This is a genomic window from Hoeflea marina, from assembly GCF_003182275.1.
GTDB lineage: Bacteria > Pseudomonadota > Alphaproteobacteria > Rhizobiales > Rhizobiaceae > Hoeflea > Hoeflea marina.
Genome location: NZ_QGTR01000005.1, coordinates 341226 through 353933, shown reverse-complemented (window position 1 = coordinate 353933; position 12708 = coordinate 341226). Strand labels below are relative to the sequence as shown.

The window sequence follows — 12708 nt, the reverse complement described above, 5'->3', positions numbered from 1 at the left end:
CGTGACAGCCGAGACAGCGAATTCGTTCACATCGTTGAGCGCGATGGTGTGGCCGGCAACCGAGGTGGAGCCGTCGCTGGAGGTGGCGGTGACCTGGATTGTGTAGCCGGCAGCCGTCTCGCGGTCGAGCGGACCCGCCACCGTGACCACGCCGGTCGCTTCATCGATGGCAAAGCGGCCGCCGGCATCGTCGGAGAGCGAATAGCTCACCGTCGCGGTGCCGTCCGGATCGGAGGCAAGGGCGGTGACGCCGACCAAGGTGCCGATGGCGGCATTCTCATCGACGGAATTGGCGGCGGCGTCACTGTCGGATACGGCGGAGACCGGGGCCTCGTTGACGTCGGTGACGGCCAGCGTGAAGGTCTGCGTCGATGTCGAGCCGTCCTGAGACGTTGCCTTGACGACGATGTCGATCGAGGCTTCCGTCTCGTAATCGAAGCCTGCCCCCGCGGCGACCCGCACCGTGCCGTCGGCATCGACCGCAAAGCGGGCGTCGTTGACGGAGTAGGTCACTGTCGAATTGGTGGCATCCAGGTCGGAGGCATGGGCAACGATGCCGACGGCGGTGCCTGCAGCAGCATCCTCGGCCAGGCTGTCGGTTGCCGCGTCCGTGTCCGTTACCGCCGATATGTCGAACTCATCGAGATCGTTGAGCGCGATGGTGTAGCTGGCAACCGAGGTGGAGCCGTCGCTGGAGGTGGCGGTGACCTGGATTGTGTAGCCGGCAGCCGTCTCGCGGTCGAGCGGACCCGCCACGGTGACCTCGCCGGTGGCGGCATCGATGGCAAAGCGGCCGCCGGCATCGTCGGAGAGTCTGTAGCTCACCGTCGCGGTGCCGTCCGGATCGGAGGCGAAGGCGGTGACGCCCACCGACGAACCTATCACGGCATTCTCGTCGACGGCGTTCGCAGCAGCATCATTGTCAGAGACAGCGGAGACCGGGGCCTCGTTGACGTCGCTGACAGCCAGCACAAAGCCCTGGCCGGAGCTCGAGCCATCGGCGGAAGTGGCCGTCACTGTGATGGAGATCGAGGCCTCGGTCTCGTGGTCGAAGGCCGCACCCGCGGCGACCCGCACCGTGCCGTCGGCATCGACCGCGAAGCGGTCGTCGTCGACCGAATAGGTCACCGTCGAATTGGTGGCATCCAGGTCGGAGGCATGGGCAACGATGCCGACGGCCGTGCCTGATGCAGCGTTCTCCGCCAGGCCGTTGGCGGACGCATCCGTGTCGCTGACCGCGCTCACGGCGAACTCGTTCACATCGTTGAGCGCGATGGCATAGGCGGCGACCGAGGTGGAGCCGTCGCTGGAGGTGGCCGTGACCTCGATGGTATGGCTTGCGGCAAGCTCACGGTCGAGGGGACCTGCGACGGTGACCTCGCCGGTGGCGGCATCGATGGCAAAGCGGCCGCCGGCATCGTCGGAGAGTCTGTAGCTGACGGTTGCGGTGCCGTCCGGATCGGAGGCGAAGGCGGTGACGCCGACCGAGGTGCCGATGGCGGCATTCTCGTCGACGGAATTGGAGGCGGCGTCACTGTCGGAGACGGCGGAGACCGCCGCTTCGTTGACGTCGGTGACGGCAAGTGCAAATCCCTGGGTCGATGTCGAGCCGTCCTGAGACGTTGCCGTGACGACGATGTCGATCGAGGCTTCTGTCTCGTAATCGAAGCCTGCTCCCGCGGCGACGCGGACGGTGCCGTCGGCATCGACGGTGAAACGGGCATCGTCAACGGAGTAGCTCACACCATTGGTGGTGGCATCGGCATCGACCGCAAAAGCGACGATACCCACTGCGGTTCCTTCAGCAGCATCCTCGGCCAGGCTGTCGGTTGCCCCGTCCGTATCGCTGACCGGGCTCACGGCGAACTCATCGAGATCGTTGAGCGCGATGGTGTAGCTGGCGACCGAGGTGGAGCCGTCAGTCGAGGTGGCGGTGACCTGGATGGCGTAGCCGGCAGCCGTCTCGCGGTCGAGCGGACCCGCCACGGTGACCTCGCCGGTGGCGGCATCGATGGCAAAGCGGCCGCCGGCATCGTCGGAGAGCGAATAGCTCACCGTCGCGGTGCCGTCCGTATCGCTTGCAAAGGCGGTGACGCCGACCAAGGTGCCGATGGCGGCATTCTCATCGACGGAATTGGCGGCGACGTCACTGTCGGAGACAGCGGAGACCGCCGCTTCGTTGACGTCGGTGACGGCCAGCGTGAAGGTTTGCGTCGATGTCGAGCCGTCCTGAGACGTTGCCGTGACGACGATGTCGATCGAGGCTTCTGTCTCGTAATCGAAGCCTGCTCCCGCGGCGACGCGGACGGTGCCGTCGGCATCGACCGCAAAGCGGGCGTCATCGATGGAGTAGCTCACCCCATTGCCGGTGGTATCGGCATCGGCGGCGTGTGCCACGATGCCGACGACCGTGCCTGATGCAGCGTTCTCGGCCAGCGTGTTCGCGCCAGCATCAGTGTCCGTGACAGCCGAGATGTCGAACTCATCGAGATCGTTGAGCGCTATGGTGTAGCTGGCGACCGAGGTGGAGCCGTCGCTGGAGGTGGCCGTGACCTCGATGGTATGGCTTGCGGCAAGCTCACGGTCGAGGGGACCTGCGACGGTGACCTCGCCGGTGGCGGCATCGATGGCAAAGCGGCCGCCGGCATCGTCGGAGAGCGAATAGCTCACCGTCGCGGTGCCGTCGACATCGCTGGCGAAGGCGGTGACGCCGACGGATGTGCCGATGACGGCATTCTCGTCGACGGAATTGGCGGCGGCATCACTGTCGGAGATTGCAGAGACCGCCGCTTCGTTGACGTCGCTGACAGCCAGCACAAAGCCCTGGCCGGAGCTCGAGCCATCGGCGGAAGTGGCCGTCACTGTGATGGAGATCGAGGTCTCGGTCTCGTGGTCGAAGGCCGCACCCGCGGCGACCCGCACCGTGCCGTCGGCATCGACCGCGAAGCGGTCGTCGTCGACCGAATAGGTCACCGTCGAATTGGTGGTATCGGCATCGGCGGCGTGTGCCACGATGCCGACGACCGTGCCTGATGCAGCGTTCTCTGCCAGCGTGTTCGCGCCAGCATCAGTGTCCGTGACCGCCGAGATGTCGAACTCATCGAGATCGTCGAGCGCGATGGTGTAGCTGGCGACCGAGGTGGAGCCGTCGCTGGAGGTGGCGGTGACCTGGATGGTGTAGCCGGCAGCCGTCTCGCGGTCGAGCGGACCCGCCACGGTGACCTCGCCGGTGGCGGCATCGATGGCAAAGCGGCCGCCGGCATCGTCGGAGAGGCTGTAGCTGACGGTTGCCGTGCCGTCCGGATCGGAGGCAAAGGCGGTGATGCCGACCAAGGTGCCGATGGCGGCATTCTCGTCGACAGTGTTGCTTGCGGCGTCACTGTCGGAGACAGCGGAGACGGGGGCCTCGTTGACGTCGGTGACGGCCAGCGTGAAGGTTTGCGTCGATGTCGAGCCGTCCTCGGAGGTGGCCGTGACGACGATGTCGATCGACGCCTCGGTCTCGTGGTCGAAGGCCGCACCTGAGGCGACACGCACGGTGCCGTCGGCATCGACCGCGAAGCGGGCGTCATCGATGGAGTAGCTCACCCCATTGCCGGTCGCATCGGCATCGGCGGCGTGGGCCACGATGCCGACGGCCGTGCCTGCAGCAGCATCCTCGGCCAGCGTGTTCGTGCCTGCATCAGTGTCCGTGACAGCCGAGATTGCATGGAGATTGATGCGGGATTCCAATCCAGCATCGACAGGAACGATGGGCGCGGTGGTGCCCACCGGGTCGGATGGGGATCCATTCGGGTCTGGCGGTGCTGTCTGACCTAAGGCAAACTCCCCTTCAGGTGAGGCGGAATTCCGTGCCTGCGTGTTGCCCGGCCCTGGCGTGGCTGCCGCATTGACCGGGTCGTCCGACCCGGGTGTCAATGCAAGGCGTTCCGGATGACTCGGTTCCGGATGGATGGTGCCACTCGCCTCAGAGCGGGGAAAGGTGGCAAATTCGTCATTGCTGCCGCTCTCCGGCGTGTGGTCCCCGCGCAGATCACGTTTTTCGGGTTCCTGCTGAGCAATGGCCGTACCGTCACCGTGGAAGATGTCCTGCGCAGTTCCATCGTCGAACGCGAAGAACAGCGACAAACTGCCTGCGGCAGCCGCCGTGCCGCTTGCGCTGGCGTTCGCATTGCTCGGGTCGATGGTGCCCGCTGTCTGGAAATTCTTCAGTGGCCGGGAAGGGTCCGCAACTCGTCCACTGCCGTCGCCACCTGCCCGGGCGGACGGGGAATCTTGATTGCGGTCTTTGCTCATCAGTGCACCTCATGGTCTGCGGCGAACCTACGGGCAAACACTTACCGAAAGCCTGACTTGCACGGCAACTTATGAGTGGCCGCGCGGCTTGGTGCGATAGGCCTCGCTCAGCAAGCCCAGCGTTGCCAGCAGCTCGTGGCTCCGCACCGTGACCTGGGCTTGCGCATCGATGAGCGCGATCTGTGCGTCCGCGAGGTTTTCATAGGCATCGAGAACCTGGTCGACAGATCGCGCACCGACGCTTTCGCCTTCCAGGGTCCCGGAAAGCGCGCGCCTGTTTCTTTCGACCCGGCTGCCGGCCAGTGACAGCATTTCCCTTGCTGCCATCACGCCCTGCCACTGGCCGCTGATGTCGGATTCGGTGGACCGCCTTTGAGCCTGCGTGGTGTAGGCCTGCTCCCGCAGCCGGGATTTCTCGATGCTGAGCTCGGCCAGCCGACGTCCGCCGTCAAAAAGTGGCACTCTGAGATCCACCCGAACATTTGTGCCGTTGCCGGAAGCCGAGGAATTGTCCGTGTAGCTCGTGCTGCTCTCGACCGTGTTGAATGAAACCGAGATGTCGGGCAGCAGACTCTTCTCGGCCCTGGACACGTTTTGGGATGCAGCGTTCTGGCGCCATTCGGCCTCTCGCAGAGCCGGGTTGCGAGCCACGGCGATGGCCGTGGCCTGCCGCTCGGTCGCAGGCACGAAACCTGCAAGGTCAACGAGATCGACCTCACTGACCTCGATAGCGCCAGCAAGCGCATGAAGCCTGGCACGATGGAATGCCGCCTCTGATCGAATGCGCACCAATTCGCTTTCGACAAACTTGACCCGCGCTCGTATGACCTGAAGTTCGGTAGCCGAGACTTCTCCCGCGCCGAAGCGGCGCTCCTGCCGGTTGAAAAATGCGGCGAGCTGCTTGCGGTGCTCGGACCTGATCTTCTCGGTCTTCAACGCCCGTTCGAGGCCCGCTTTCTCCATGGCAAGCTCGACGATGGTCCGATCGACGGATCGGCGCACCGCCTCGGTTTCAGCCTGTGTCGCATATCCAGCCGCCCGCGCCCCATGGACGCCGGCAAGGGCCTTCGAGAGCGACAGCGAAACCGATGCACCCAGATTGTGACCGTTTGTACGGGCAGTCGAGGTCGTGAGGTCCCCGGCATAGGCAGTTTCCGAGGCAGTCAGGTTGACTTCCGGCAACACGTCGGCACGCGCGATCGTCTCCTTCTCTCGCGCCTGCGCCAGGCGCTCGCCGGCTGCCAGCACACTTGGATGCGACGTGGCGATCCGAAGCCCCGCAGTTCCGGGCAGCGCCGTGTCATCTGCAACTGCCGCCTGCCTCGACGGAGCGGTCGCACAGGCGGACAGCAGGCACGCCCCCACCACGCCGGCGAGCACCCAGACAGCCCGGAGATTTGTAGCCATGCCGACGCACTCACATTTGATCCAATCCAACGGCATAGCGCCGCCCAGATCCGGCAACATGGTTTGTTAACCTTAATTCGCGATTAACTTTAAGTCGGATTTTTAGGCGGCCGGGCAGATATTCGGACAGTGCCGGGGAGCGACGTCGCGAGCAGGCACCACGTCCGGTTCAGATTCATGTTCCCAGACAATGGTTTAGATCATCGCCTCTTCTCAGGTGCTGAGGGCGGCTCTCCGAGCGGAGGACCTGGTTTGGGCAAACCATGTGTTCGCCCTCATATTGAGGAGCGTCGAGGGGCTTTGGACAGGCGGCGTTTGCGATGCCGTTCCCAAACACGGATATTTACACTTCTGACATGTTGCACTCACGTCCGTGTCTATACGGTGGTGGCCGAACACAATGCCATCCGGGAAACCAGAAAGCTGATCATGTCCGAAATCGACAACGGGCGAAACATTCTCGAAACAGCACCAGTTTTAGTCGGCAAGGCCATGCGAAGAGTTGGTTCGATTGATGGCTACACCGCGCCGAACGCGAGATTATGAAATGAGATAAAAGACTTTGGCGGAGAGGGAGGGATTTGAACCCCCGATGCCCTTGCAGGCATGCCGCATTCGAGTGCGATGCATTCAACCACTCTGCCACCTCTCCGCGAACCGTGGTCACCGCTTTTAAAGCGTGAGGCGCTCCCATAAAGCGGTAGGGGCGGTATTGCGCCTGATGCCCGGCGCATGGGCAACCCTCACATCATCCGCAGCTGAAGCCTGGTTTGACTTTTTCGGGAACATGACAGACAAACAGAAATTCTTGTTGGGGGATTTGGAATGGCGACGTCTGGGATCGGTTACAGTGTCACGACAATCGGGATGGGGGTGCTGCTTCTTGCGGGATCGGCCCTTGCGGCGCGCGCCGACCAGGTGATCGCGGACGACCTGATCGTCCAGGGGAGTGCCTGCATCGGCCTGGATTGCACCAATGATTACGCTTTCGGTTTCGGCACCGTCGTCCTGTCTGAAAACAACACCCGCATCTTCTTCAACGACACCAGTGTCGGTGCCTTTCCGGCAAACGACTGGGAGATTCAGGTCAACTCGAACGTGAGCGGGGGCGAGAATTATTTCGCGATTGTCGACCAGACCGCAGGACAGACCCTTTTCAAGATCTGCGCGGTCGCCGACACCGGCTGCACCAATATAATCCCCGGCTCCGACGCGACGACGGCGCCGCAGGTCCTCACCAACACCGCAAACATCTCGACGAATACGGCGGCAATTCTGACAAACACGAACAGCATCGCCGCCCAGCAGGTGACCCTGGACGATCACGAAGGTCGTCTGACCTCGCTCGAAAATCAATATTCCTCGGTCGGCGCGCAGGTCGCCAGGAACAAGGACGGCGTTGCCATGGCGATCGCGCTCGGCGGTTCGGCACAGCTGCTGGAAAATCAGAATGCGGCGATCAACGTCAATTACGGCTTCTTCGACGGCGCGGGCGCCTTCGGGGCGTCCGTGGGGTTGCGGGTCAATGACCACGTCACGTTCAATGGCGGTCTTGGCTATGCCCAGTCCAGCAATGTGGTGGGCGGCAGAGTGGGACTTGGCTTCGCCTGGTGAATCACGTCGCCTTCAGATTGCTGGTGCTGGCCTGCATGGCGGTGATGCCGTCACCGTCCCTGGCCGAAGATGCGGCCGATCCGAAAGTTGCGCCTGCCCAACTCAGCGCCGCGCCAGGCGATGAGCCGGCTCCGGTGGCGCCGGATGCCTTCGTCTGGGACGTGGACTGCCGCCCGGTCGACGCGGGAAAGCGGCTTGGATGCGTGTTGCGCCAGCAATTGGTCGTACAAGGCGGCAGCCAGGTTCTGCTGGACGCAGAGATCGTGCCGAAGGGCTCCCTCGACAATCCGGACTCGGTCATCAAGCTGCATTTTCCGCACGGCCTGGCGCTGAACGCGGTGATCGGCCTGCGAATCGACAACGGCGAAGTGTTCAAGCTGCCCTTGCAGAGAAGCGACGAAAACGGGCTCTATACGACGATGGCCATTGGGGAAAAGGTGCTCGGTCTGATGCAAAATGGCCGTGCGGCCCAAATCAGCTTCGTTCTGACCAGTGGAAAGCTTGTGACGCTCGATCTGTCGCTGTTCGGCTTCACCGCCGCCTACAATGCGATACTCACCCTTCAAGCCCTGCGCTTTGACGCCAAGACATAGAGCGCGTCTCTTTTCGCTGAAGCGCAGAAGGGCTCCCAGTTCCAGATTGGCGCATCGCCCTGCGACGAGGTGACATTCGCTTCGTCTGGACATGCCAGCGACGACAATCGCGGACGACACCGCTCGCGCAGCCGCGAGGTGTTTTCTTTCAAGGGTCTATCATGTGGGAATGAATGGCGGAGAGGGAGGGATTTGAACCCCCGATGCCCTTGCAGGCATGCCGCATTTCGAGTGCGGTGCATTCAACCACTCTGCCACCTCTCCGCGAACCGTGGTGCCGCTTTTCACAGCGTGCGGGCGCTCTATAAACCGGGCGGGCGCCTTTGCACAAGCGGTAAGTTGCATCCATCCCGTCGATCCCGGCCGATCCTGTGTGCCGGATCCGTCCGCGGCTGGCGCGAAGGCCGGGCAAATCCGCCTCCGACCCGGGGCCGATGCGGGCAGAGCCGACACAACGGCTTGACTCCCGTGTGCTTGTGACGTATTTCGCGTGCCGTTGTGGCGTGGGGAATTCCGCGCCCGTCGTTCTTGGATTGCAGACGGCTCATTCCGGCGCGTGTCAAGAATTTCACCCGGCCCCCGTCCAGACGGGGAACCGATTATTCCGACTGGCAAAAAGACGGCCTCCCGCAAGGGCAAAGCCGGACCGAACACGAAAGGACAAAAGATGTTCGCAGTCATTAAGACCGGTGGCAAGCAGTACCGCGTTGTCGCTGAAGACGTCCTCACCCTCGAGAAGCTGGCAGGCGAAGCCGGCGACACGATCCGCTTCACCGAAGTCATGATGATCGGCGAAGGCGCCGATGCAGCCATCGGCGCACCCTTTGTCGAAGGCGCAACCGTCATCGCCGAAGTGGTGGACCACAGCCGCGCCCGCAAGGTCATCGCCTTCAAGAAGCGCCGCCGCCAGAATTCCAAGCGCACCCGCGGCCATCGCCAGCATCACACCACCGTCCGGATCACCGAGATCCTGGCCGCAGGTCAGAAGCCGGCCAAGAAGGACGCAGCGCCGAAGGCCGCCAAAGCAGATGCAGAGGCTCCCGCAGCCGCCGCACCGCTGTTCAAGGCGCCCAAGGGCAAGGGCGACGACCTGACCACGATCAAGGGCATCGGCCCGGTCGCGGCCGGCCAGCTCAACGAGCAGGGCATCACCACCTTTGCCCAGATCGCAGCGCTCAGCGACGCCGACATCGCCCGCATCGACGAAGCCATGCCGTTCAGCGCCGACCAGATTTCCGACTGGCGTGAACAGGCCAAGGCCCTCGCCAAGTAATCAACCGCCCGTCAGGGCCCGGGCGGCCCAGGCCGCCAGACAGCATCTCGTCCAGATCGACGAAAAAGGAGCAGACCCATGGCACACAAAAAAGCTGGCGGTTCATCGCGCAACGGTCGTGATTCCGAATCCAAGCGCCTCGGCGTGAAGAAGTTCGGCGGCGAAGCCGTGATTTCCGGCAACATCATCCTGCGTCAGCGCGGAACCAAGTGGCACCCGGGGACCAATGTCGGTCTCGGCAAGGATCACACGATCTTCGCCACCATGCCGGGCAACGTCAACTTCCGCACCAAGTCCAACGGACGCACCTATGTGTCCGTGGTGGCGAAAGCCGAAGCCGCAGAATAGCCGGTCCCGATAGTCAGGCCGGCGTCTCATCGACCCGGCCGAGACATCGGCGTCTACCGGAACTCCGGATCAGACAGGGGAGATGGGATCACCATCTCCCCTTTTCTGTTCAATTCAAACGGAGTGACCGACATGAGACCAGACCAGACGCCCGCCGACGGCATCAGAGCACCCCGGGACGGGCTCAGCGCCGACTGTCCGATCCTGCTCACCGACCAGATGGTCCTGAGGGCCCCCCACGTCGAGGACATCGACGCCATTGCCATTCTTGCGAACAATCCGGCCATTGCCACCATGGTCTCGCGCATGCCGCATCCCTACACCGCCGTGGACGCGGTGGAGTTCGTGCGAAAATCCGCGATCCGCGAGAATGGCAATTGCGTCTACGCCATGACCGAGGCCCAGAGCGGCCGCTTCGTCGGCTGCTGTGCGCTGCAGGCACGGGCGGGCAGCGCCGCGCTGGAGCTCGGCTACTGGGTCGGCGAGCCGTTCTGGGGCGGGGGCCTTGCCACGGAGGCGGCGCACGCGCTTGTCGACATGGCCTTCCGGACCCGCGACATCAGCCATATCGATGCCCGCTGCCGGGTCACCAACCCGGCCTCGCGGCGGGTGCTGCAGAAGAGCGGCTTTCAGTTCCAGGGCTCAGAGATGGTGCCGGTGCTGGCGCTCGGCGCCTCGGTGGCGATGGAATGGTTCCGGCTCGACCGCAAGACCTGGGTGTCGCTGATCGGCTGGTCGGCCGGGGCAGGCCGGGCGGCAAGAGCCTGACCGGTCCGGCATGATCCCCGAATCGGGCCCCGGCGGGCCCGATTCGACCCCGAAAGACCCGCAATCCGGGCGATCGGCGCCAAAGGCTTTGACCTCCCGGGTCTCTGCCGCTATCGATGCGCGACATCGCCCGGCCCGACTTCGGCCTGACGGCCCCTTAAGAATTGGCAGAGCAATGAAGTTTCTCGACGAAACCAAGGTTCACATCCGCTCCGGCGACGGCGGCGCAGGCGCGGTCTCGTTCCGGCGCGAGAAGTACATCGAATTCGGCGGACCCGACGGCGGCGACGGCGGCCGCGGCGGCGACGTCTGGATCGAGGCGGTCGACGGCCTCAACACGCTGATCGACTACCGCTTCCAGCAGCATTTCAAGGGCAAGACTGGCGTCCACGGCATGGGCCGCAACCGCACCGGCGCCAACGGCGACAGCGTCACCATGAAGGTGCCGGCCGGCACCCAGGTGTTCGAGGAGGACAACGAGACGCTGATATGCGACCTGACCAAGGTCGGGCAGCGCTACCGGCTCGCCGCCGGCGGCAATGGCGGCTTCGGCAACGCCCATTTCAAGACCGCCACCAACCAGGCGCCGCGGCGGGCCAATCCAGGCCTCGAGGGCCAGGAAAAGGAAGTCTGGCTGCGGCTCAAGCTGATCGCCGACGCCGGGCTCGTGGGCCTTCCCAATGCCGGCAAGTCGACCTTCCTCGCCACGGTGACCCGGGCGCGGCCGAAGATCGCCAACTATCCCTTCACCACGCTGCATCCCAATCTCGGCGTCGCCAGCATCGACGGCCGCGAAATCGTGCTCGCCGACATTCCCGGCCTGATCGAGGGCGCCCATGAGGGCGTCGGCATCGGCGACCGTTTCCTCGGCCATGTCGAGCGCACGCGGGTGCTGATGCATCTGGTCTCGGCGCTGGAGGAGGATGTCGGCAAGGCCTACACCACCGTCCGCCACGAGCTCGAGGCCTATGGCCACGGCATCGCCGAGAAGCCGGAGATCGTTGCGCTGTCGCAGGTCGACATCCTCGACGCCAAGACCCGCCGCGACAAGGTCAAGGCGCTGAAGAAGGCCTGCGGCCGCACGCCGCTGGAACTCTCGGCGGTGACCAACGAGGGCATGACCGGGGCGCTGCGCGAGCTCAGGGACATCATCGTCGCCGACCGCTCCGCCAAGGGCGAGGACATCGTCGAGCCGGAACCGGAGCGGCCGGACCTGCCCGATCACCGCCCGGACCTGCATTCGGACGACTGACCATGACAGCCACGCGCAAAGCCGTCTCCGCCCACCGGCGGATCGTCATCAAGATCGGCTCGGCCCTGCTGGTCGACCGCGCCACCGGCCTCAAGCGCGGCTGGCTCGATTCGCTCTGCGCCGATGTTGCGGCGCTGCGCGCCGCCGGCGCCGAGGTGATGGTGGTCTCCTCGGGCGCCATCGCCATGGGCAGGACGGTGCTCGGTCTCGGCACGGCGCCGCTCAAGCTTGAGGAGAGCCAGGCCGCCGCCGCCGTCGGCCAGATCGCGCTGGCGCATGCCTGGTCGGCCGGGCTGTCGCAGCACGGCATCGTCGCCGGCCAGATCCTGCTCACCCTCGGCGACACCGAGGAGCGCCGCCGCTATCTCAATGCGCGCGCCACGCTCGGCGAACTGATGCGCCGCGGCGCGGTGCCGGTGATCAACGAGAACGATACGGTGGCCACCAGCGAAATCCGCTATGGCGACAATGACCGGCTGGCCGCGCGCGTGGCCACCATGGCCGGCGCCGACCTCTTGGTGCTGCTGTCGGACATCGACGGCCTCTACACCGCGCCGCCGGCGCAGGACCCGCAGGCCCGCTTCCTCGACACCATCGCCGCCATCACCCCCGAGATCGAGGCCATGGCCGGCGGCGCCGGATCGGAGCTGTCGCGCGGCGGCATGAAGACCAAGATCGACGCCGGCCGCATCGCCACCGGCGCCGGCTGCGCCATGATCATCGCCTCGGGCAAGATCGACAATCCGCTCTCGGCCATCGACAACGGCGCCCGGTCGTCCTGGTTTGCGCCCTCGGGTACGCCGGTGACGGCGCGCAAGACCTGGATCGCCGGTCAGCTCGAGCCCGCCGGCCGGCTGGCCATCGACGCCGGCGCGGAAAAGGCGCTGCGCTCGGGCAAGAGCCTGCTGCCCGCCGGCATCCGCACCGTCAGCGGCGACTTCCACCGCGGCGACCCGGTTTCGGTCTGCGACGCCGGCGGACGCGAGATCGCCCGCGGGTTGTCGAGCTATGACGCCGAGGAGGCGCGCCGCATCGCCGGCCGCAAGTCCGCGGAGATCGTCGCCATCCTCGGCTATGCCGGACGGGCGGCGATGATCCACCGGGATGATCTCGTCATCACCTCCGGCAAGGGATCGGAGGGCTGAGGCCCGGGCGCC

Annotated in this window: 9 protein-coding genes and 2 tRNA genes; 7 read left to right on the top strand and 4 right to left on the bottom strand. The window is 64.9% G+C overall.

The features are described 5' to 3' along the window. From DFR52_RS19960 to DFR52_RS19950, 3 genes are all read right to left on the bottom strand, one after another. The coding region (locus DFR52_RS19960; protein ID WP_170132316.1) for a beta strand repeat-containing protein at window positions 1-3732 on the bottom strand (3732 nt) is incomplete at its 3' end. A 633-nt stretch (window positions 3733-4365) separates the two neighbouring features. Further along, window positions 4366-5763 (bottom strand): TolC family protein, encoded by a 1398-nt coding sequence (locus DFR52_RS19955; protein WP_110033772.1) that lies wholly within the window; start codon window positions 5761-5763, stop codon window positions 4366-4368. Window positions 5764-6266: 503 nt separating this feature from the next. Beyond that, window positions 6267-6355: transfer RNA gene (locus DFR52_RS19950), tRNA-OTHER, on the bottom strand. Between the two features lie 266 nt (window positions 6356-6621). On the opposite strand from DFR52_RS19950, the gene DFR52_RS19945 reads away from it, so the two are divergent. Beyond that, a complete protein-coding gene (locus DFR52_RS19945) occupies window positions 6622-7317 on the top strand; it encodes a YadA-like family protein (protein ID WP_158285003.1) in 696 nt (231 codons plus the stop codon). After that, entirely contained in the window at window positions 7314-7910 is a 597-nt protein-coding gene (locus tag DFR52_RS19940) for an invasion associated locus B family protein (protein ID WP_110033770.1), read from the top strand. The genes DFR52_RS19945 and DFR52_RS19940 overlap by 4 nt, the downstream gene beginning before the upstream one ends. Window positions 7911-8084: 174 nt before the next feature. On the opposite strand, the gene DFR52_RS19935 is transcribed toward DFR52_RS19940, so the two are convergent. Beyond that, window positions 8085-8174: transfer RNA gene (locus tag DFR52_RS19935), tRNA-Ser, on the bottom strand. 403 nt (window positions 8175-8577) lie between these two features. On the opposite strand from DFR52_RS19935, the gene DFR52_RS19930 reads away from it, so the two are divergent. From DFR52_RS19930 to proB, 5 genes are all read left to right on the top strand, one after another. Beyond that, entirely contained in the window at window positions 8578-9183 is a 606-nt protein-coding gene (locus DFR52_RS19930) for a 50S ribosomal protein L21 (protein ID WP_110033769.1), read from the top strand. A gap of 78 nt (window positions 9184-9261) precedes the next feature. Continuing rightward, a complete protein-coding gene (gene rpmA, locus DFR52_RS19925) occupies window positions 9262-9531 on the top strand; it encodes a 50S ribosomal protein L27 (RefSeq protein ID WP_110033768.1) in 270 nt (89 codons plus the stop codon). Between the two features lie 132 nt (window positions 9532-9663). Then, entirely contained in the window at window positions 9664-10299 is a 636-nt protein-coding gene (locus tag DFR52_RS19920; RefSeq protein WP_110033767.1) for a GNAT family N-acetyltransferase, read from the top strand. A gap of 175 nt (window positions 10300-10474) precedes the next feature. Continuing rightward, entirely contained in the window at window positions 10475-11551 is a 1077-nt protein-coding gene (obgE, locus tag DFR52_RS19915; RefSeq protein WP_110033766.1) for a GTPase ObgE, read from the top strand. A 2-nt stretch (window positions 11552-11553) separates the two neighbouring features. Next, window positions 11554-12696, top strand: a complete 1143-nt coding sequence (proB, locus tag DFR52_RS19910; RefSeq protein ID WP_110033765.1) for a glutamate 5-kinase — start codon at window positions 11554-11556, stop codon at window positions 12694-12696. The last annotated feature ends 12 nt before the right edge of the window (window positions 12697-12708 follow it).

What these genes read in the sequence shown, in the direction of transcription:
- DFR52_RS19930 (WP_110033769.1), top strand. Translation starts at nt 8,578, where the DNA reads ATGTTCGCAGTCATTAAGACCGGTGGCAAGCAGTACCGCGTTGTCGCT.
- DFR52_RS19920 (WP_110033767.1), top strand. Translation starts at nt 9,664, where the DNA reads ATGAGACCAGACCAGACGCCCGCCGACGGCATCAGAGCACCCCGGGAC.
- DFR52_RS19955 (WP_110033772.1), bottom strand. Translation starts at nt 5,763, where the DNA reads ATGTTGCCGGATCTGGGCGGCGCTATGCCGTTGGATTGGATCAAATGT.
- rpmA (WP_110033768.1), top strand. Translation starts at nt 9,262, where the DNA reads ATGGCACACAAAAAAGCTGGCGGTTCATCGCGCAACGGTCGTGATTCC.
- proB (WP_110033765.1), top strand. Translation starts at nt 11,554, where the DNA reads ATGACAGCCACGCGCAAAGCCGTCTCCGCCCACCGGCGGATCGTCATC.
- obgE (WP_110033766.1), top strand. Translation starts at nt 10,475, where the DNA reads ATGAAGTTTCTCGACGAAACCAAGGTTCACATCCGCTCCGGCGACGGC.